Origin of the sequence: Phenylobacterium sp., assembly GCF_030693405.1 — a bacterium.
Lineage (GTDB): Bacteria > Pseudomonadota > Alphaproteobacteria > Caulobacterales > Caulobacteraceae > Phenylobacterium.
The window spans coordinates 89384-109066 of sequence record NZ_JAUYAW010000046.1; the positions used below are offsets into that span (position 1 = coordinate 89384).

A 19683-nucleotide genomic window follows, 5' to 3' on the forward strand; every position below is an offset into this window, starting at 1 on the left:
GCTTGCTTAGGTGAAGCTTGATCGAAGCAATCAGGCCGTCCACCGCCGCACGCTCACCCCGACGGCGGCGATCCGGTCCACATCGGCATAGGCCGGATCGCTCAGCTGGTCGCCGAAGATGTCGGGGTCCAGCTCCTGGCGCCGCAGATCGAAGGGCCCTCCTGCCGCCAACGCCTTCACGGCCTGGAAGAACAGGTCCTCGCCCTCAACGATGGCGCTGCCGGTGTAGAGAACCAGCCGCCCTCCTGGCGCCAGTCGCTTGAGGGCCGCCTGGGTCCAGTCGAGGGCGACGCGCGCGCCGTGCAGGTCCCCCCCGTCTCGATAGGTGTGTCCGTCCTCTCCGGCGATGAAGGGCGGGTTGGCGATCACAAGGTCCAGGGGGCCCTCCACCGCGCTCAGACCTTCCCCCAGAACCAGCTCCGCCGCGCACCCCGCATGCTGAACATTGACCCGCGCCAGACGCAGGGCCGCGGTATTGATGTCGGTGAGGATCGTGCGGCGCGGCCGCGTCAGCCGCGCGGCGACCACGGCGCCGGCGCCGGATCCCGCGCCGATATCGACCAGCACGCCACCCGGGGGGACGTCTGCAAGCTCGGCCTTGAGGAAGGCGGCGAACCGATAGGTGTCCGGACCGAAGAACACCGCGTCTTCCCGGGTCGTCGGATAGGCGGAGTGGAGGAACAACTCACCCTCAAGGGTCGCGACCCGGACGCGGCTGCGCAGCAGGCCCTTGTCCTCCACCACCAGATCAGCCTGCAGCAGGGCATCCAGCAACGAGGCTGGAGGCAGATCGCGCGCGAACGGAAGGCTCCAACCAAACACATCGCGCAGGCTGCGCGCCTGACGGCTCGGATCACGGGCCAGAACCCGCGCGTGAGTGGTCGGCGACGGCGGCACGAAGTGGTGGCCCATCTGCTTCAGCGCCTTGAGCAGATTGCGGAGGGCTGGCTCTGCGCGGTGGTCGAGCTGGCCGAGAGATAGGGGCTGCAGGGTCATGGCGCCTGCAACGCGCCGGCGGGGTGTTTGGTGGCTGAGGCCCTCCGCCGGTGTCAGCCCTCGGCCCGCCTACTACGCGGCCTCCTACTGTGCGGCTTCGTCCACCGCTTCGACCGGCGGCAGGCGATAGGCCCCGTCCAGCAGTTCGGCCTTGGGCAGGTAGGTGCGCATGAACAGGGCGAACGGCCCCTCGGGCGCCGGCAGCCAGTTGCTCTCCCGGTCCTCGCCCGGAGAGGCGCTACCGATCCAGATGTCGAGGGAGCCATCGTCGTTATAGGTCAGGCCCTCGGTGCGATCGCCGATGGCGTAGCGGTCCAGGCGGTTGTCGGCGAAGAAGAACTGACCCTCGTCGGTCGCCTCATAGAGGCTGAGCGACCAGAAGGAGTCGACCGGCGGCAGGCGGCCCGCCGGGAAGTGCAGGCGGTAGGCTTTCATCCCGTCATAGAGGGCGCGGGGCTGGTCGCCCCGGGCGCGCATATAGAGGGCCTCTACCGGCGGCAGGGCCGCCAGCCCGCCCAGGGCCACGGCGGCCCGGTAGTGATAGTTCTGGCCAAAGTCGCCGAGCGTCGCGCTGGGATAGGACCAGCCGTCCACGAACTGATCGCCGGTCACCCCGCCCCGGCGCACCGCCACCCGGGCCTCAGCCAGCCCCGCCTCGATCTCGGCGGCCTGTTCGGCGGAGAACCGCCCGGCGTCAAAGCCCGCCTCCAGGCCGAGCGGCGCGATCTCATCGAGCAGGGCGCGATCGGTGACCGGCGGCGGATTGGCCGCCATCAGGGCCGACAAAGCGGCGAAATACTCCTGCCACGGCGCGCTGCGCTTGACCGCCGGCGGGGGCGGCGGGGCCGCCGGCCCCTGGATCGACAGGCCCGACTGCACCTGCTGGGCGGCCTCCAGGTCGGCGGCGCTATAGACCACGATCCGCGCCAGGGCCCAGACGTGGTTGGTGGGCGCGCGCACCACATGGCTCCCCTCAGCCGCCGCATTGGGGCCCACCAGGGTGAAGGTCCCGCCATTGGGGCCGGTGGTCCGAGTCCCGAGGATGGAGAAGTTGTTGGAATAGGCGTCCATCAGCGCCAGGGAGAAATAGCGCTCGCCCGTCGCCGGCAGGCTCAGGGTCACCGGACCCTGGGACAGGTCTAGCTGGGCCGACGAATAGAGGGTGTCGTTGTTCGGCGTGGTCACCGCCCGGTGCTTGGGCGTCGCCAGATTGCGCACATGGCCGATGGTGTTCAGGCTCTGGCCGAAAGACAGGCCCCGGGCGCGCGTCGCGGCGATTTCGATCAGCGGCAGGCCATAGAGCCAGGCCTTCATCGCCGCGGTTTTCAGATCTGGTCCCGACATCACGCTCTCCCCGACGCTGCCTAGGTTATCATTGATCCCTTATGAGCTTGGCCGGCGCCTTTGCGTCAAGTCTCCGGTTCGCCACCGGCCTCACGTTCGGCCTTTTGACGGGCGAGCTTGTCGAGCACCCGCCCACGCCCCCGCGACAAAGCGGTGACCACGCCGCGGAAGGTGCGCACCTCCTGGTCGCTGAAGCTCGCCCGTCCCAGGGCCGAGCGCAGGTTCTGGATCATCGAGGGTCGCTTCTCCGGCGGGTGGAAGAAGCCGGCGGCGTCCAGTTCGGCCTCCAGATGGCCATAGAGCCCCATCATCGCCGCATGGTCAGCGGGCTCGGGCCCGTCTCTGAACCGGGGCGGCGGACCTGCGGCTTGCGTCAGCCGCCACTCATAGGCTGTCAGCGCCACGGCCTGGGCGAGGTTCAGGGAGTGGAAGCGCGGGTCCACCGGCACGGTGACCACCGCCTGGCACAGGGCCACGTCAGCGGTCTCCAGACCCGCCCGCTCGGCCCCGAACAACAGGCCCACCTTCTGGCCGGCAGCCACCCGGCCGGCCAGCTCGGCGGCCGCCTCCCGCGGCGTGATCACCGGCAACTGCAGCTCGCGGGGCCGGGCGGTGGTGGCGAACAGCACCTTCAGGTCGGCGGCGGCCTCGGCGACGCTGGAGAATACCCGGGCCCCGTCCAGCGGCCAGTCGGCGCCAGAGGCCGAGGCCCAGGCCCGGTCCTGGGGCCAGCCGTCGCGCGGATTGACGAGGCGAAGATCCTCCAGGCCGAAATTGGCCATCACCCGGGCCACGGCCCCGATGTTCTCCGCCAGTTGCGGGGCCGACAGGATAATGGTTGGCGCGGGCGCGGAACTTACAGTCATCTGGGCGTTTTCGGTCCTATGGGATGTGGCGTGCAAGAGTTTGGCCCGCATCTGGAGCATTTCACCTCATGCGTCACCTTCTTCTCCTGGCCGCCGCCCTCCTGATCGGGGCCTGCGACCCGGGTATGCCCCAGACCGTCTCCACCACCCCACCCCTGGATGCTAGGCGCCTGGACGCCATGGGCGAAGACCTCAGCGCCCGCGCGGGCGAGGCGCGGCTCGGGGTGGCGCTCATGAACCTGGAGAGCGGCGAGCTGTGGGCGATCCGCGGCAGCGAGCGGTTTCCCATGCAGAGCGTCTTCAAGGCGCCGCTGGGCGCTGCGGTCCTGGCCGAGGTGGACGCCGGTCGGCTCACCCTCGATGAAATCCTCACCCTCGACGACGAGAACCTGTCGCCGCCGTTCAGCCCGGTGGCTGCAGCCTATCCGGGTCGCCGTGACTACACTGTCGCCGAACTTCTGACGCTTGCGGTTGGAACCAGCGACAACACCGCCGCTGACCTGCTGATGCGGCGGATCGGCGGCCCAGGCGCGGTGACAGCCTGGCTCCGCAGCCAGGGCCTGAGCGACATGCGGGTCGATCGCTATGAACGCCAGATGCAGCCCGAGATCGCCGGGCTGGGCTCCTTCCGCCCAGCCCTGAAGACCGAGGCCGCCTACAGCGCCGCCCTGGCCGAGACTCCCGCCGAGGTGCGCAGGGCGGCCACGGCGCGCTATCTTCAGGATCCGCGCGACACCACCAGCCCGCGGGACGCCCTGCTCTTCCTGTCGAAGCTGGCCCGTGGCGAGCTCCTGTCCGACGCCTCCACGGCCCGCCTGCTGAAGATCATGGAGGAGAGCCGCTCAGGACCCAACCGGCTGGCCGCTGGCCTGCCCGAGGGCGCGCGTCTGGCCCACAAGACCGGAACGGCGCGCACCGATCTTGGTCTGAACCCGGCCACCAACGACATCGGTCTGATCACCCTGGCCGATGGGCGGCAGTATGTGGTGGCGGTATTCCTGTCAGGGTCCGCCCTGCCCGAGGCCGAGCGGGAAGCCATCATCGCCGACGTCGCCCGGGCGGTGTCCGCCGCAGTCGGCTAGGCTCACGACGAAGGGCGGGCAGGTCCCAGGCGCCGAATCGCCGCAGCCAGTCGCACCCCGCTCCCCTCGGGCCCCAGGAGCCGGACCGCCGCCGGGCGCCTGTCCAGAAGGCGCCGCACGATGTCGCTCTCCACCATGCGCAAGGGGGTAGCACGGAGGCTGTCGATGTGGTGGCCGCCGATGATCAGGGACGACAGCGAAACCCACAGCTCCTGACCGCCAGCGGGACCGAAGTCGCGGATATTGCTGATCTGTCCCTGCAGGCGGCCCCGTCCGTAGGGCGAGATGAAGTCCCACGGCTCGGCGACGAGCAGCAGAACGGGCGCCCCTATGAGGGCGGAGCAGGTGGCGGGGGTTTCCACGGAGACCTAACTATCGACGGGCGATGACGATCCCGTGTCGAGGACGATTGCGTCCATCCTGGCTTTGCGCCTCGGCCTAGGGCTTGTATACGGCCTCAACCCCTCAATTCCGCCACGGAGCGCGCCTCGCCTATGGCCAAGATCAAAGTCGCCAATCCCGTCGTCGATATCGACGGGGACGAGATGACCCGGATCATCTGGAAGATGATCAAGGACAAGCTCATCTTCCCCTATCTCGACATCGACATCGCCTATTACGATCTGGGCATCGAGTATCGGGACAAGACCGACGACAAGGTCACCGTCGAGGCCGCCGAGGCCATCCAGAAATACGGCGTCGGCATCAAGTGCGCGACGATCACGCCGGACGAGGCCCGGGTCGAGGAATTCGGCCTCAAGCAGATGTGGCGCTCGCCCAACGGCACCATCCGCAACATCCTCGGCGGCGTCGTCTTCCGCGAGCCGATCATCTGCAAGAACGTCCCGCGCCTGATCCCGGGCTGGACCCAGCCGATCATCGTCGGCCGCCACGCCTATGGCGACCAGTACCGCGCCACCGACTTCCTGGTGCCGGGCAAGGGCAAGATGACCATCCGCTGGGAAGGCGAGAACGGCGACGTCATCGAGCGCGAAGTGTTCAACTATCCCGGGTCTGGCGTGGCCATGGCCATGTACAATCTGGACGACTCGATCCGCGAGTTCGCCGAGGCCTGCCTGGCCTACGGCCTGAACCGCAAGTACCCGGTCTATCTCTCGACCAAGAACACCATCCTCAAGGCCTATGACGGGCGCTTCAAGGACATCTTCGCCGAGGTCTTCGAGGCGAAATACGCCGAGCAGTACAAGGCCGCCGGCATCGTCTACGAGCACCGCCTGATCGACGACATGGTCGCCTCGGCCCTGAAGTGGTCCGGTGGTTTCATCTGGGCGGCCAAGAACTATGACGGCGACGTGCAGTCCGACCAGGTGGCCCAGGGCTTTGGGTCGCTCGGCCTGATGACCTCGGTGCTGATCACCCCGGACGGCAAGACCCTGGAGGCCGAGGCCGCCCACGGCACGGTGACCCGCCACTACCGCCAGCATCAGCGCGGCGAAAGCACCTCGACCAACTCCATCGCCTCGATCTTCGCCTGGACCCGGGGCCTGGAGCACCGGGCCAAGCTCGACGGCAATGACGCCCTGGACCGGTTCGCCAAGACCCTGGAGGCGGTCTGCGTCTCCACCGTCGAGAGCGGCTCCATGACCAAGGACCTGGCCCTGCTGGTGGGCGACACCCAGGGCTGGCTGACCACTGAAGGCTTCATCGACAAGGTGGCCGCCAATCTCGAAAAGGCCCTGGCCGACCAGGCCTGAGCCGACGCCTTATAGACCTAGGGTCCGGTGCGGCGCGCCGGACCCCCATGGGCCACCACCCGCCCAAGCGCGCGGTGACGTTGATGCAGATCCTGCAGATCCCTGTCATTGGCGAAGGCCTTCTGGCCATCGGACATGACCTTGTCGGCGTGGGAGACCAGGGCCGCCAGACGTTCGGGATCCCGCTCCTGCTCGGCCACCAGGGCCAGAACTTCCAGCATGCGGATCAATACCGACGGGGCGCCGGCCCCGTTCTGGCGGATCATGTCGAAGCTGACATCCACCAGGCCGGCATAGTCGCTGACCGGCCGCAGCAGCACCACCCGGCCGTCCCTGACCGTCACGCCTGAGACAAAGGTGCGGTTGGCTACCCGGCAGAGCGCCGAGCCCAGCTGATCGAGCACCGCTATGGCGGTCATCGGATCGTTGATCCCCGGCGACAGGGCCCGAACCGCCACCTCCACCAGCTGCCGGGCGCTGTATTCGAGATCGGCGCCGGAGGTGCGGCGCGCGCTGAGCGCCGTGGCCCCGACCACGGCCTCCTGCGCCCCTTCGGCGTCCGGGGGCCAGACCAGGGCGACGCAGCCGCCGGCCATGATGAAGTCTCCGGGCCGCACCAGCAGCCGGACCCGCGCGCCGTTGGCCACCGCCCAGTCGGCCAGATCGTCGGTCTCCAGCTGCTGCAGGTAGCCGTTCCGGGGGTCGGGGACAGGGCAGGCGTCCGACCAGTCCAGGTCGACCGCCTCGGGTTGCAGGAGCCGGCGCCCGGGCTCGCGCTCCGTCTGGCTGTCCAGGGCGGCGAAGAAGTCCCGGCGCACCAGGTCGATCACCGTATCGATATTGATCCGGCTCGACATGTGATGGACGTAGTAGACCAGCAGGGCGATGCAGAGGCCGCCCAGCAACATGGCGCCGCCAAGCGCCAGCCGCGGCACAAACAGATCATCCTCGCCGCCCCGGACCTGGCGCAACACCACCAGGCAGTAGGCGAAGGTGCCCAGAAAGACCCCCAGCACCACCTGGTTGCCCCGATCGCGGGTGAAGTTGTCCAGCAGGCGCGGACCCATCTGGCTGGACGCCAGGGTCAAGGCCGCGATGGTGATGGAAAAGAGCGTGCCCGTAACCCCGATGGCCGAGGTGGCGATGGCCCCCAGCAGGGTTCGCGCGCCGCTCTCTCCGCCCTCATAGAGCAGGGCGAGCAGGGGATCCGGGATCCAGTCCGCCCCCTCGGCCCCCACCGCCCAGAAGGCGGCGAGCACGCCCAGGCTCACCAGGACGGCCGGCACGAGCCAGAAGGTCGTGCGCAGATCGTGGATCAGTTTGTGAAGACGGGCCCCCATGGGCGTTCAACGCGCTGGTCAAGCTTAAGCTCCCGAATTCGCCGTCCCGCGCGAGGCGAGGAAATTGGCGAGGGGTGACGAGGCGTGTTAACCCTTGCGCGCAACCTGCGAAGCTTGGCCGAGGGGACCCGACCGGCCCATGGTCAGACGTCAGCTGTTTCAGATCTTCGTGCTTTGTCTGGTCCTGTTTGGCCTGGCGTTTGCGCTCGCCCCCTGGTTCGCCTTCCGGGCGCTGAAGGCCAATGCCCGGGACCATGATGTGGCGGGAATGGCCGAGATGGTCGACCTGCGCGCCGTGCGCGCCAGCCTGCGCGACCAGGTGGAAGAACCGGGGCAGCCGGCCCCCGTCCCGGGCGAGACTGCGGACATCTGGCGCGATCCCCTCGGCGCCATGCGCCGCGCGCTCGAGCCCTTCGCCGAACCCCTCTCCCCCCTGACCCCGGCCCCCGCGCGCCTGGAACCCTACCTGACCCCGGCGGGTCTCTACGATCTGACACGCGGCTATATCCCGGGAACCGCGCCGCCTGAGCCGCCGCCGCCCCAGGGCCTGGCGCGGATCACCGCGGCGCTTAGCGAGCCGTGGCCGGCCCTGCGGTTCTGGGGGGTCAACCGGGTTCGCTTCGCCGTCCATCCCCCTGAACAGCCGGGCGAGGTGATGGTCTTCACCTTTCAACGCACCGATCTCTTCCAGTGGAAGCTGGTGCATGTGCGCCTGCCTGACGCCGACCCCGTCTAGTCCCACGACGGTTTCGCCTTGGACCTGATTGCGCGTATCGCGCCGTTCTTTGCGATCATCGCCGCCGGCGCCGTGGCCGGCCGCATCGGTCTGCTAGGACCCCGCCTGGGCGCCTGGCTGTCGGCCTACACCTTCTGGATCGGCTTCCCGGCCCTTCTGATCCGCTGGCTGGGAGACGCCCCGCCTCCGAACGCCAGCCAGGGGATGGCGCTGGGCCTCTATGGTCTGACCATGATCCTGCTGCTGCTGGGCGCCTGGATCGCCGCGCAGCGTCTGGGTATGCCGCGCGAGACGACCGCAGGCCTGCCCATGGTGGCCGGTCTCGGCAACACCGCCTTCCTGGGCGCGCCCCTGGCGGTCGCGGTCCTGGGGGAGGCCGTCCGTCCCCAGGCCGCGGCCCTGGTGGCCGTCGACTTCATCCTGCTGATGGGCCTGGCGGTCGCCATCCTGCAGACCGGCAACGCCGCCGTGGGCCTGGCCCGCGCGCTGCGACGGGTGTTGGCCAATCCGACCGTCCTGGGCGCCGCCTGCGGTCTGGTCCTCGCCGCCACCGGCGCGCGGCTGCCAGGACCCGCTGATCAGGTCCTCACCTGGCTCGCCCTCACCGCCAGTCCGGTGGCGCTCGTAGCCCTGGGCGGACTGATCGGCCGCGAAGGCGGGTGGCCGCGACGCGAGGATCAGGGGCCGCTGGTCCTCGCCCTGGCGATCAAGCTGGCGCTCGCCCCCCTGCTCGTCTGGCTCGTCCTGGGGGCTGCGGGTATCGCCCCGGAGCTCCGGGCCACCGCCACCCTGCTGGCGGCTTGTCCGACCGCCGTCAATGTCTTCATTCAGACCCGCAAGATGGGCGTCTTCGCCCGGGGCGCGGCCGAGGCGGTGATCGCCGGAACCGTGCTCAGCGCCCTCACCCTGAGTCTGATCGCCCACTTCCTCGCCTGATTTGTTCCTGTTATGTTCTCATCGTGGCGCTTGGCCACGTACGGGAGAGATGATGATGAGCACGCCGCCTGGCCTGGGCTATGTGACCCTGGGCGCTGACGACCATGCCGCGGCCCAGGCCTTTTATGATGCTGCGCTTGCGCCGCTGGGGCTGCGCCGGCTCCACGAGTTCGAAAACTGGACCGGCTACGGCCGGGAGGGTGACCCCAACAGCCAGACGATCTGGGTCTGCAAGCCCTTTGACGGGGCGCCGGCCCTGGCGGGCAATGGCGTGATGGTCGGGCTCTACGCCTCGACGCCAGAGATGGTCGACGCCTTCTATGCCGCGGCCATGGCCCATGGCGGCGCCTGCGAAGGCCCGCCCGGCCTGCGGGCGCAATATGGCGAGGGCTGGTACGCCGCCTATGTGCGCGACCCGCAGGGCAACAAGCTGGCCTGCGTGCGGACACCGCCCGCCTGAGGCGGGGTGATCTCGACGGGACCGCGCTTGACCGGTCCTGTCGAGACCTAGCCTGCGATGGCCGCCTTGAGCGCCGCCAGGCCCTCTTCGGCCCGGGCGCCGTCCGGGGCGCCGCCCTGGGCGAAGTCCGGCCGACCGCCGGCGCCCTGACCGCCCATGGCGATCACGGCGGCCTTGGCCAGCTCGGCGGCGTTGAACCGATCCTTGGCTGCGCCGGTCACCGCCACGGTGACCGCAGCCTTGCCCTCGGCCACGCCCACCAGGGCGATGATCCCGTCGGCGATCTGCTTCTTGAATTCCTCGGCTATGGGCCGGAGATCCTTGCCGCCGACCCCGTCCATGATCCGGGCCAGCACCTGAACCCCGCCGATCTCCTCCGGACCGGCCTGGGCTGCGCCGCCGCCGCCCATGGCCAGCTGACGCTTGGCGTCGGCCAGTTCCTTTTCCAACTTGCGCCGTTGCGCTTCCAGAGCCTCCACTCGCCCCAGAACCTCAGAGACCGGGGTCTTGAACTGCTCGGCCAGCTGACGGGAGACCAGGGCCTGGTCCAGCAGCCAGCGGCGGGCGGGTTCGCCGGTCAGGGCCTCGATCCGGCGGACGCCGGCGGCCACGCCGCTTTCGGAGACGATCTTGAACAGGGCGATATCGCCGGTGCGGGCCACATGGGTGCCGCCGCACAGCTCCACCGAATAGGCGCCCTCCCCGTCGAGCGCACGACCCAGGGTCAGGACGCGGACCACATCCCCATACTTCTCGCCGAACAGGGCCATGGCGCCGGCTTCGATCGCCGCCTCAGGCGCCATGTTCTTCGTCTCGGCCGGCAGGTTCTGGCGGATCACCGCATTCACCTCGGCCTCGATCCTGTCGATCTCCTCGAGCGTCAGGGGTTGGCCGTGGCTGAAGTCGAAGCGGATACGCTCACCATCGACCATCTGGCCCTTCTGGCTCACATGGGGCCCCAGCACATTGCGCAGGGCCGCGTGCAGCAGGTGGGTGGCCGAGTGATTGGCCCGCGTGGTGGTGCGCCGATCGGCGTCCAGGGCCAGGCGCACCCGCGCGCCGGGCGTCAGATCGCCGGACTCGATCTCGATGACGTGCACATGCAGGTCGCCGGCCTGTTTCTGGGTGTCGATCACCCGGCCGTGGCCGCCGTCCCACTCCACCTCGCCGGTGTCGCCGGCTTGGCCGCCGCTCTCGCCATAGAAGGGCGTACGGTCGAACAGGGCCTGGACGGTCTGACCGGCGCCCGCCTTGGGGACTTCCGCGCCGTCGCCCATGAGCACCAGCAGCTCAGCGGTCACCTCGCCCTGGTCGTGGCCGACGAAGTCGGTGGGGCCGAGGCGCTCGCGCAGGGCGAACCATTCGCCGGCCGCCGCAGCCTGACCAGAGCCAGTCCAGGCGTCACGGGCCTGATCCTTCTGGCGCTTCATGGCCACGTCGAACCCGGCCAGATCGACGCTCATGCCGAGCGCGCGCACGGCGTCCTGGGTCAGATCCAGCGGGAAGCCGTAGGTGTCATAGAGCTTGAAGGCCGTCTCGCCCGGCAGGACGCCGCCTTCGCCCACCTGGGCGGTGGCCTCCTCCAGCAGGCTCATGCCGCGGCCGAGGGTGCGGCGGAAGCGCTCTTCCTCCTGGCGCAGGGTCTCGGCGATCACGGGCTCGGCCCGACGCAGCTCCGGATAGGCCTCCCCCATCTGGCCCACCAGGGCCGGGGTCAGCCGATGCATAAGGGGCTCGGCGGCGCCCAGAAGGTGCACGTGCCGCATGGCCCGACGCATGATCCGTCGCAGCACATAGCCGCGGCCCTCATTGGAGGGCGACACCCCGTCGGCGATCAGGAAGCTGGTGGACCTCAGGTGGTCGACAATGACCTGGTGCGAGAAGCGGGCCTCGCCCTGGGCCTTGACGCCGGTGGCCTCTTCGCTGGCGGCGATGAGGGCCCGGAACATGTCGGTGTCGTAGTTGGAATGGACACCCTGCAGGACGGTGGCGATCCGCTCCAGGCCCATGCCGGTGTCGATCTGCGGCTTGGGCAGGTCCTTGCGCGAGCCGTCGGCGAACTGCTCCCAGCGCATGAAGACCAGGTTCCAGATCTCCACGAACCGGTCACCGTCCTCATCGGGACTGCCAGGCGGGCCGCCTGGGACGTGGTCGCCGTGATCGTAGAAGATCTCGGTGTTGGTGCCGCAGGGGCCGGTGTCGCCCATGGACCAGAAGTTCTCTTCCAGCCGCACGATCTTGGAGTCCGGCAGGCCCGCAATCTTGCGCCACAGGGCGGCGGCCTCGTCGTCGTCGGGCGCGATAGTCACCATGAGGCGGGCCGGATCGAGACCCAGGTCGCGGGTGATGAAGGCCCAGGCGTGCTCGATCGCCCCTTCCTTGAAATAGTCGCCGAACGAGAAGTTGCCCAGCATCTCGAAGAAGGTCTGGTGGCGGCCCGTATAGCCGACATTGTCCAGGTCGTTGTGCTTGCCCCCGGCCCTCACGCACTTCTGAACCGAGACCGCCCGGGCCGCGGGTGGCGTCTCGGCCCCGGTGAAGTAGTTCTTGAACGGCACCATGCCGGCGTTGACGAACATCAGCGTCGGATCGTTCTGCGGCACCAAGGGCGCCGACGGGATCACCAGGTGATCGCGATCCTTGAAGTAGTTGATGAAGGCGCTGCGGAGCTGGTTCAGGCTGGACATGGCTTGCATATAGGGCTCGCGCGGCCGGCCGCGCAGGGGAAATTTGCGGGTCGTTTACGAGACTTGCCGCCGCGCGCAAAGAAAAAGGACGCCCTGGCGGCGGGCCAGGGCGTCCTCCTCCGCAGACGAGGCGCCGCGTTGGGGTCCAGGAGCGAACCGGACGCGAATCGGCGGGGGCGTCCGGCCCGGGCGGTCACGACGCGATCTGCGGAGATCTCGAAGGTCAGTCGTCCGGTTCGTCCGGGGCGCCCACCAGCAGTTCTTCCTCGATCTTGGAGGTGGCGCCGCGCACCGCCTTCTCGATTTCGTCGGCCACATCGCGATTGGCCTTGAGGAATTCCCGCACATTGTCCCGGCCCTGGCCGATCCGTTGGCTGTTGAAGGAGAACCAGGAGCCGGACTTCTCGACCACCCCGGCCTTGACCCCCAGGTCGATGATCTCGCCCAGCTTGGAGATGCCTTCGCCGTACATGATGTCGAACTCGACCTCGCGGAACGGCGGGGCCACCTTGTTCTTCACAACCTTGACCCGGACATTGTTGCCGACGATCTCGTCGCGCTGCTTCACCGAGCCGGTGCGGCGGATGTCCAGGCGGACAGAGGCGTAGAATTTCAGCGCATTGCCCCCGGTGGTGGTCTCCGGGCTGCCGTACATGACGCCGATCTTCATGCGAATCTGGTTGATGAAGATGACCAGGGTCTTGGTCTTGGAGATGGAGCCGGTGAGCTTGCGCAGGGCCTGGCTCATCAGCCGGGCCTGCAGGCCCGGCAGGCTGTCGCCCATCTCGCCTTCGATCTCGGCCCGGGGCGTCAGAGCGGCCACGGAGTCGATGACGATGACGTCGACGGCGCCGGAGCGGACCAGGGTGTCCGTGATCTCCAGGGCCTGCTCGCCGGTGTCCGGCTGGGAGACCAGCAGGTCGTCCAGGTTCACGCCGAGCTTGTGGGCGTAGGACGGGTCAAGGGCGTGCTCGGCGTCCACAAAGGCCGCGGTGCCGCCGCCCTTCTGAACCTCGGCCACCACATGCAGGGCGAGCGTCGTCTTGCCGGAGCTTTCCGGGCCGTAGATCTCGACGATCCGCCCCTTGGGCAGGCCACCGATGCCGAGCGCCAGATCCAGGCCGAGCGAGCCCGTGGAAAAGGACTCGATCTCGACGATCTTGCCCTTGTCCCCCAGCTTCATCACCGAGCCCTTACCAAAGGCCCGATCGATCTGAGACAGCGCCGCCTCGAGCGCGCGCTGCTTGTCGCCTTCTTCTTTACCCACGAGTTTCAACGCCGACTGTGCCATTTGAGGGGACCCCTTATCCCATGATTCCGTCGGACCGACCGGGGCGATCCCCGGCTGGGCGTCCAGGACTCAGTCGTACGCTTTTTGTTCTCTGTTCGCAAGATGTTCTCTTGCGGCCTCAGGCGGCCATCCGTCCCCGCCGCGAGGGGTCTGGTGCGGCGGGGACGTCCGGTCGTCGCCCTCAGCGGGCGGTGATCACGATCATCGATTCGCGGTTGCCATCGGTGGGCGCCGCGTCCTTGGACAGCACGATGTCGAGGTCCTGCCCCGCGCTCTGGCCGCTCCAGGCGCTAGTCAGACGCGCCCCGCCGGCCGTCGCTTCTTGATGGCGCACACGCTGCATGGCCCGCGCCGGGGCGCTCGCCCAGGCGTCCACGCCATTCAGGATCGCCTGGGCCTGATCCGGCTCATGGGAGACGTAGAGCGCGCAGACCTGCGGGTTGGCGGCGCCAGGCGGCGCCAGCTCCACCGTAGCTCCAGCGCCGCTCAGCACCCAGGCGCGGCCCTGGCGTTCCAGACCAAGCTGCGGGGCCACCGCCTCGGGGGGCTGCCCCTTGAGCATCGGCAGACAGGCCTCCAGGCCCCGCTCCACCTTGGGGCTGACCACCGCGAGAGCCGCGCTGGCGCCCGCCCAGGCCAGGATCAGGACGGCGGCGCCGATGGCGCCGGGGCGGGTCGGAATGGCGCGGCGCGGCTCAGCCGTCCTGGCGCGCTTAACGATCTCGGTCTTCGGCATGGTCGTCTCCTTCCAGGGTGGCGGATCTCCCGGCTCAAGCGACGGCCGGCGGCCCGCCTTGTCTGAAACAGACATGGGCGGAAGAGGCCGCCGCCTCCAGGGCTACTGCCATGAGATCTCTCAAGGCCTGCGATGAGCCGTTGAAATCCCTCCGCAGGCCTCGATCTGAGCGCCAGGGAGTTGATCTGCCGCAAGGCGGCCGCGTTGCTGATCCGGCCACCCTCTGGTCGCGGGGAGAGCGGACATGGCGACCTTGATCTTTCACTCGATGGCCGGCAGCGCCTATCTGTGGACGGCCATGATGGCGGCCGACGAGAAGGGCGTAGACCACGCCCTCAACCCGGTGGTCTTCGGCTCGGACGAGCACCTCAGCCTGCATCCGTTCGGCAAGATGCCGGTGATGCAGCATGGCGAGGTGATCCTCTACGAGACCCAGGCCATCACCCACTATATCGACCGCGCCTTCGATGGCCCGCCCCTTCAGCCCGCCGACGCGCTGGGCCAGGCGGAGGTTCTGCGCTGGATCAGCCTGGTGAACGCCTATGTGTTCCCGGTCATGAACCGCTTCATGAAGGAGCGCCTCGTGCGTCCAGCCTGGGGGTTCGAGGTCGATCAGGATTTCGTCCAGTCCGCCCGCGATCCCCTGCGCCTGCAGATGCGGCTGATCGGCGAGGCGGCGGCGGACGGCGGCTATCTGGTGGGCGACCGGCTGACCCTGGCCGACGCCTTTCTGCTGCCCCATCTGCTGTTCTTCGGCCGCACGCCGGAGGGCGCGGCCCTCTTGAAGGCGACGCCGGCCGCCGCGGCCTGGCTCGCGCGCATGACCTCAAGGCCGAGCTATGTGGGCGGCGCCATGGACCAGGCCTATGTCGCTTTTCACAGCCTGGCCGGCGACCCCGCCCCGGTCTGGACCGAGGACTGAGGGCCTATCTCAGGACGTTGAGCAGGGAGCTTTCCTGCAGGGCCAGAAAGACCTGGGCGGCGGCCTGCACTGAGATCTGCGCCTGCTGCAGGTTGGACACCGCCTGGCTCATGTCGGCGTCGACGATCTCGCCGACCATGCCCTTGATGCTGTTGGTCCGGGCGACCAGGTCTTCCTTCACGGAGTCGACGCGGCTCTGCACCATGCCGTTGCGGCCGCCGACATTGACCAGATCCTTGTAGGCGGTGTCCCAGACCGACAGCTGGCTCTCCAGGAAGATCCGCTGATTGTCGGTGAGTTCACCATCGAACGGTCCGTTGACCCCCTCCTCAAAGGCCTGGATCGCCTTGAACGCCTCCATCATGCCGGTCCCGAAGGCGTCGGCCAGGAAGCCGAGATTGACCAGGGTGGAGTCATCGACCTTGGCCTGGGCGACGTAGGAGTCGTTGTGGAAATAGTCGGCCACATTGGTCGCCGGGATCGTCAGGTCGCTGAGCGAGGTGGCTGAGAATGGCGGGGTGTCCACCTGACCGCCGGCGAACAGGTACTTGCCGCCGTACCGGGCGTTCATCCCCTCGACCCCGTTGCGGAAGGCCGCCTGGATATCCTGCATCAGGGTGTCCACCCGGCCGCTGGCGATGGACTCGGCGATGGCCTGGCGGGCGATCTGGGCGGCGTCGGCCACCTGGGAAAGGGCGAAGTCCTGGGTGGTCAGCCGGTCGCTGACCAGCTTGTTCTGTTCGGTGAAGGCGCCCAGGCGGGTCTCGATGGACCGCATGGCCGTCAGCATCTCGGCGTTGCGGGCATAGTCCTTCAGGTCCGAGCCGTTCTTCTGGCTGGCGACCTTGGTTCCGGCGTCCATCTGGCGCTGCTGGGCCGAGATCAGATTGGCCAGGACGGCGCTGTAGTTTCCGCCGGTGGAGACGCGGCTCACCATGGTGTTGGTCCTCAGACGATGTTGGTCAGGACGTCGAACAGTTCCTTGGCCGCCTGGATCATGCGGGCCGAAGCGTTAAAGGCCTGCTGATAGGTGGTCATTCGAACCAGTTCCTCGTCCAGGTTGACGCCCTCGACGGACTGGCGGCGGTTCACCGCCTCGGTCCGCACCGCCTGGGCGCTGGATCTGCGGGTGTCGGCGGCCGCCGATTCCCGGCCGATGGAGCCGCCGAACTCCGAGGCGTAGCGGGAGATGGTCATGTTCACCTCCCCCAGGGAGCCTGCGGCGCCGAACCGGGAGACCCTTTCCCCGGCGGTGGCCAGGGCGAGCGCCCCGCGCCCATCCCCGGGGGTAAGGACCGGCTGGCCAGGGGCGACGCTGAGATCAAGCTTGGCCAGGCCCACCTTCATCGGATCGGTGATGAAGGCCGCGGCGACCTCAAGCCGATTGGCCCGGCCCGTCCGCTCCACCACGCCCAGGCCGAACAGGTTGCTGATCGACGGGCCGCCAACCCCGCGGGCGGTGTTGTCCTGTACGATCGACGTCGTGGCGTAGAAGGGTTCAGAGCCCTTGAACGTCAGGGCGCCGTTGGAATCCAGCGTGTACTGGCCATAGAGGCCGACCCCGCTCGTATTGTGGTTCAGGGCCGCCACCAGGTCGTTCATGGTGGCGCCGGCGGGAACGGTGACGGCGACGTCGCGGATCGGCTTGCCGTCACCCTGGGCCAGACGGATGGTGATCTGGTCGCCGGGCGTGAACCCGTGGGCGCTCGTCCCGGTCAGGCCAGTGTCGTAGTTGGTGAAGCCACCGGACCGGACGATGTCATTCAGGCCAAAGAAGTGGGAGAAGCCGCGGCCCGCCTTCTTGGATGTCCCCTCGTCAATGGCCACCCCACCCGCCGCGGCGGTCAGGCTGAGCACGCCGTTGGTGAAGGTGGCCGACCCCGTCGCGCCCAGGGCGGTGTTCAGATCCGCCAGGAAGCTGGCCGGCGTGAAGGCCGCCGCAGGGCCGCCGTCCACGCTCATGGTGCTGGCCGTGAAATCGATATCCACCCGCCGGGTCAGCTGACCGGCGGCGTCCACGATCGCCACCGTCGTCGCGCCTGTGAAGCCACCGATGGCTGAGGGCAGGTCAAGCCCGGTGTTGCGGCCGGTGAGCGTCGTCTGGGCCGGGACGGTGGAGGCGGCGTTGTGCGCGGCGTTGATCGCATCAGCCGCGCGGCTGAGGAATTCCCCGAGCTGGTCGGAGACGCCGGGCAGCTTGTCGTCCCGAAGATCCAGAAGCCCGCGCAGGGCGCCGCCGGTGATGGTGATCGGCCTGCCCGTCGCAGCCCCGCCGGAGGTGTCTGCGGTGATGTAGCCCTTGGTGCTGTCGGTGCGGGAATAGGAGAGCTTGGCCGCCCCGTCGCCGGCCAGCATGACCCCTTCGGTGGAGCGGATGATCAAGCCGCCGGTGGGTCGGGCGCTGACCTGCACATTGATCAGAGTCGCCAGCTCGTCCACCAGCTGACTCTGGATGTTCTCCGACCCCGAGGCGTCGGCGTCCACCATCTGGGCGCGGCTGATGTCGGCGTTCAGCTTGTTGATCTGGTCGAGAAGGTCGTTGGCCCGGTCGATATTGGCGCTGATCTGGGTGTCGACCGTCCGTCCGAGCTCATTCAGCGAACTGTTGATCCGCGCCCCCTCGTTGAGGAAGTCCTCGATGGACGACAAGGACTGGCTGCGCAGCAGGCTTGAGGAGGGGTCGTTGGCGGTGGCGGCGAAGGCGGCCCAGATGTCGTCCAGGCGGCCGAAAAAGAACGCATCACCCGACGGGTCGCCGAACAGGCTCTGGGCGTTGTCCATATACTGGGCCACCGCATCCCATCGGCCGGACTCAGAGCCCGCCGACAGGGTGGCCAGCTGCAGGTACTGGTCAGTGACCCGTTTGACGCCGGAGATCTCGACGCCCATGCCCTGGCCGGCGACCACCAGCTGCTGCTGGTCGACGGTCTTGCGGACGTAGCCGGCGGTGTTGACGTTGGCGATGTTGTCGGAGACCGCCCGCAAGCCGACCTGCGAGGCCACCAGTCCGGAATTCGCTGTCTTAAGGACCGCTGTCAGCGACATGGCCTTGTCCTTCCACCCGGCAATCCTCGCTGCGGGGACCGGCGCATTCTGCCGGGCCTGAGATGAACGCGCACGCGAGGGTCCGGAAAAACCCTAGCCTTTTCAATACCGACCCATTCAGGGTCCGGAATGGACATTCAAGGGGTCGCAAGTCTGGCGCCAGTTTGGGCGCGCCCCGGCGGTAACCTTTCCGAAAGGCGGCAGACTCGTCCGAGCCGCGGGGCGCTGACTGGGCAAGTTCAGCCTGCGCGACAATCCGCCGGATGCCGGCCCCGATAATAACATTATTCATATCAACGGGTTACGGGGCTACGCCAAACTGGCGTGAAGGTTGCTGACGTCTCATCGAACCCATGGGCGCAGCAGGCGCCGACCTTACCGCCTCCAGCGTCCCCGTGGCGCGTCGTCCGGTCCCCTGCTGAGTCTCATGTCGTTTTCACTGCTCCCGATCACCCCGCCCGTTCCAGCGCCCGCCGCCGGCGCCGCTGCGCCCATGGGGGGGGATACGGGAGGCTTCGAAGCCTTGATGGCGGCGCTGTTTGGCCCCGCGCCCGACGCGCCTGCACCCGCCCTGCAAGGAAGCCAGCCCTCCCCCGCGGCTCAGATCATCACCCCCGTCTCGGACGAGGTCTCCGATCCCGAGGCCGAGGCCCAGACCGAAGACGGCCTGGCCGCCGAGGGTCAGCTGGCCGCTGTCGGTCTTATGATCCCTGCGCCGGTCCTGATGACCACAGCCCAGGCTCAGGCCCCGACCACAGAGCCCCTTGCAACGGCGTCCGCCGAGGCGGCGCCGGCTACAGCCCCATCGGCCAGCGCCATCGTTGCGCCCGCGCCAGACGACGCCGTGGAGGCTCCCGTCGCGCCGCAGGCGCCGACCCTGGCCGGCGCAAGCGACGTCGAGGTCGAGGCCACAGACCACGCCGCCCGCCCAACCGCCGCCGCCCCGACCTCGGAGCCTGTCAGGACTCAGAACGCCCCCGCCCTGACCTCTCCATCCGGGCAGGACACGTCCCCGACCCTGCCGCCGTCCGAGAAATCAGCGGCCCCCGCACCACCGCCAGCTGCGGCGCCGGCTCCGGCCGCGCCCCCGGTCACGGCCCAGGCTCAGACCGCCGCCGCCCAGACGAGCGCTCAGCCCCTGATGACCGCCGCGGCCGCCGCCGGCGTGGTCAGCCTGCGAGCCGGCCAGTCTGGACCTGCCACAACGCCTGCCGTCGCCGGCGACAGCGTCGAGACGCCGGAGGCTGAGGCTGAAAAAGCTGTCGTGACCGGCGCCAAGAGCGCCGTGGCGACCCAGCCGCCCTCGCCCTTCGCCCTTACCGCTCAGCCGACCGTGGCGCCCAAGGGCGACGGCGCCCCGGTCGTGGTGGCGCCGAGCGCCTCCCAGGTCGCAGCGCCCCCCCTTGAGGATCTGGAGACCGCCGGCTCCGAAGGCCTTGAGGGCCCCGACGCCCTGGGCGGCCTGTCCACCACCCCGTCGGGGACAGCGACCGCCGAGGTCCGCGACGGCGCGCGACCTGCGGCCAC

16 protein-coding genes and 1 pseudogene are annotated in these 19683 nt (G+C 68.7%); 7 read left to right on the forward strand and 10 right to left on the reverse strand.

Features of this window, described 5'->3' with window-relative positions; translation table 11 throughout:
* Positions 1-30: 30 nt before the first annotated feature.
* From Q8N19_RS09695 to Q8N19_RS09705, 3 genes are all read right to left on the reverse strand, one after another.
* Positions 31-996 (reverse strand): methyltransferase, encoded by a 966-nt coding sequence (locus tag Q8N19_RS09695; RefSeq protein ID WP_305590126.1) that lies wholly within the window; start codon positions 994-996, stop codon positions 31-33.
* Between the two features lie 84 nt (positions 997-1080).
* A complete protein-coding gene (locus Q8N19_RS09700; RefSeq protein ID WP_305590128.1) occupies positions 1081-2340 on the reverse strand; it encodes a DUF1254 domain-containing protein in 1260 nt (419 codons plus the stop codon).
* A gap of 65 nt (positions 2341-2405) precedes the next feature.
* Complete coding sequence (locus Q8N19_RS09705) at positions 2406-3206, reverse strand: RNA methyltransferase (RefSeq protein WP_305590130.1); 801 nt, start codon at positions 3204-3206, stop codon at positions 2406-2408.
* A 68-nt stretch (positions 3207-3274) separates the two neighbouring features.
* On the opposite strand from Q8N19_RS09705, the gene bla reads away from it, so the two are divergent.
* Positions 3275-4288, forward strand: a complete 1014-nt coding sequence (gene bla, locus Q8N19_RS09710) for a class A beta-lactamase (RefSeq protein ID WP_305590132.1) — start codon at positions 3275-3277, stop codon at positions 4286-4288.
* A 2-nt stretch (positions 4289-4290) separates the two neighbouring features.
* Here the strand turns inward: bla and Q8N19_RS09715 are convergent, their stop codons facing one another.
* Entirely contained in the window at positions 4291-4650 is a 360-nt protein-coding gene (locus Q8N19_RS09715) for a hypothetical protein (protein WP_305590134.1), read from the reverse strand.
* 132 nt (positions 4651-4782) lie between these two features.
* Here Q8N19_RS09715 and Q8N19_RS09720 point away from each other — a divergent pair, with 132 nt between their 5' ends.
* Positions 4783-6003: an NADP-dependent isocitrate dehydrogenase gene (locus Q8N19_RS09720; RefSeq protein WP_305590136.1), complete on the forward strand. Its 1221-nt coding sequence runs from the start codon at positions 4783-4785 to the stop codon at positions 6001-6003.
* 17 nt (positions 6004-6020) lie between these two features.
* Here the strand turns inward: Q8N19_RS09720 and Q8N19_RS09725 are convergent, their stop codons facing one another.
* Positions 6021-7343, reverse strand: a complete 1323-nt coding sequence (locus Q8N19_RS09725; RefSeq protein WP_305590138.1) for a DUF2254 domain-containing protein — start codon at positions 7341-7343, stop codon at positions 6021-6023.
* Between the two features lie 139 nt (positions 7344-7482).
* Here Q8N19_RS09725 and Q8N19_RS09730 point away from each other — a divergent pair, with 139 nt between their 5' ends.
* Genes Q8N19_RS09730 through Q8N19_RS09740 form a run of 3 tightly spaced genes read left to right on the forward strand, consistent with a single transcriptional unit; the run spans position 7483 to position 9475 of the window.
* Positions 7483-8079 carry a DUF2939 domain-containing protein gene (locus tag Q8N19_RS09730; RefSeq protein WP_305590140.1) on the forward strand — a complete coding sequence of 199 codons (597 nt, stop codon included), beginning with the start codon at positions 7483-7485 and terminating at the stop codon, positions 8077-8079.
* Positions 8080-8097: 18 nt separating this feature from the next.
* Entirely contained in the window at positions 8098-9015 is a 918-nt protein-coding gene (locus Q8N19_RS09735) for an AEC family transporter (protein ID WP_305590142.1), read from the forward strand.
* Between the two features lie 55 nt (positions 9016-9070).
* A complete protein-coding gene (locus tag Q8N19_RS09740; protein ID WP_305590143.1) occupies positions 9071-9475 on the forward strand; it encodes a VOC family protein in 405 nt (134 codons plus the stop codon).
* A 47-nt stretch (positions 9476-9522) separates the two neighbouring features.
* Here the strand turns inward: Q8N19_RS09740 and alaS are convergent, their stop codons facing one another.
* From alaS to Q8N19_RS09755, 3 genes are all read right to left on the reverse strand, one after another.
* Entirely contained in the window at positions 9523-12162 is a 2640-nt protein-coding gene (gene alaS / locus Q8N19_RS09745; RefSeq protein WP_305590160.1) for an alanine--tRNA ligase, read from the reverse strand.
* Between the two features lie 223 nt (positions 12163-12385).
* Positions 12386-13453, reverse strand: a complete 1068-nt coding sequence (gene recA, locus Q8N19_RS09750; RefSeq protein WP_305590145.1) for a recombinase RecA — start codon at positions 13451-13453, stop codon at positions 12386-12388.
* A 181-nt stretch (positions 13454-13634) separates the two neighbouring features.
* Positions 13635-14189 carry a hypothetical protein gene (locus Q8N19_RS09755; protein WP_305590147.1) on the reverse strand — a complete coding sequence of 185 codons (555 nt, stop codon included), beginning with the start codon at positions 14187-14189 and terminating at the stop codon, positions 13635-13637.
* A 244-nt stretch (positions 14190-14433) separates the two neighbouring features.
* Here Q8N19_RS09755 and Q8N19_RS09760 point away from each other — a divergent pair, with 244 nt between their 5' ends.
* Positions 14434-15111, forward strand: coding sequence for a glutathione S-transferase family protein (locus Q8N19_RS09760; RefSeq protein ID WP_305590149.1), 678 nt, complete (start codon positions 14434-14436; stop codon positions 15109-15111).
* A gap of 4 nt (positions 15112-15115) precedes the next feature.
* Here the strand turns inward: Q8N19_RS09760 and Q8N19_RS09765 are convergent, their stop codons facing one another.
* Both Q8N19_RS09765 and flgK read right to left on the reverse strand, forming a co-directional pair.
* Entirely contained in the window at positions 15116-16048 is a 933-nt protein-coding gene (locus tag Q8N19_RS09765; RefSeq protein ID WP_305590151.1) for a flagellin, read from the reverse strand.
* 11 nt (positions 16049-16059) lie between these two features.
* Positions 16060-18156, reverse strand: a complete 2097-nt coding sequence (gene flgK / locus Q8N19_RS09770; RefSeq protein WP_305590153.1) for a flagellar hook-associated protein FlgK — start codon at positions 18154-18156, stop codon at positions 16060-16062.
* A gap of 427 nt (positions 18157-18583) precedes the next feature.
* Here flgK and Q8N19_RS09775 point away from each other — a divergent pair.
* A pseudogene (locus tag Q8N19_RS09775) lies at positions 18584-19683 on the forward strand (hypothetical protein); the annotation flags it as partial.

Excerpts from the sequence above, each read along its gene's own strand:
- Q8N19_RS09740 (WP_305590143.1), top strand. The coding sequence starts at position 9,071 with ATGAGCACGCCGCCTGGCCTGGGCTATGTGACCCTGGGCGCTGACGAC.
- Q8N19_RS09755 (WP_305590147.1), bottom strand. The coding sequence starts at position 14,189 with ATGCCGAAGACCGAGATCGTTAAGCGCGCCAGGACGGCTGAGCCGCGC.
- alaS (WP_305590160.1), bottom strand. The coding sequence starts at position 12,162 with ATGTCCAGCCTGAACCAGCTCCGCAGCGCCTTCATCAACTACTTCAAG.
- Q8N19_RS09695 (WP_305590126.1), bottom strand. The coding sequence starts at position 996 with ATGACCCTGCAGCCCCTATCTCTCGGCCAGCTCGACCACCGCGCAGAG.
- Q8N19_RS09720 (WP_305590136.1), top strand. The coding sequence starts at position 4,783 with ATGGCCAAGATCAAAGTCGCCAATCCCGTCGTCGATATCGACGGGGAC.
- Q8N19_RS09700 (WP_305590128.1), bottom strand. The coding sequence starts at position 2,340 with ATGTCGGGACCAGATCTGAAAACCGCGGCGATGAAGGCCTGGCTCTAT.
- Q8N19_RS09725 (WP_305590138.1), bottom strand. The coding sequence starts at position 7,343 with ATGGGGGCCCGTCTTCACAAACTGATCCACGATCTGCGCACGACCTTC.
- Q8N19_RS09730 (WP_305590140.1), top strand. The coding sequence starts at position 7,483 with ATGGTCAGACGTCAGCTGTTTCAGATCTTCGTGCTTTGTCTGGTCCTG.
- Q8N19_RS09705 (WP_305590130.1), bottom strand. The coding sequence starts at position 3,206 with ATGACTGTAAGTTCCGCGCCCGCGCCAACCATTATCCTGTCGGCCCCG.
- Q8N19_RS09765 (WP_305590151.1), bottom strand. The coding sequence starts at position 16,048 with ATGGTGAGCCGCGTCTCCACCGGCGGAAACTACAGCGCCGTCCTGGCC.
- Q8N19_RS09760 (WP_305590149.1), top strand. The coding sequence starts at position 14,434 with ATGGCGACCTTGATCTTTCACTCGATGGCCGGCAGCGCCTATCTGTGG.
- flgK (WP_305590153.1), bottom strand. The coding sequence starts at position 18,156 with ATGTCGCTGACAGCGGTCCTTAAGACAGCGAATTCCGGACTGGTGGCC.
- bla (WP_305590132.1), top strand. The coding sequence starts at position 3,275 with ATGCGTCACCTTCTTCTCCTGGCCGCCGCCCTCCTGATCGGGGCCTGC.
- recA (WP_305590145.1), bottom strand. The coding sequence starts at position 13,453 with ATGGCACAGTCGGCGTTGAAACTCGTGGGTAAAGAAGAAGGCGACAAG.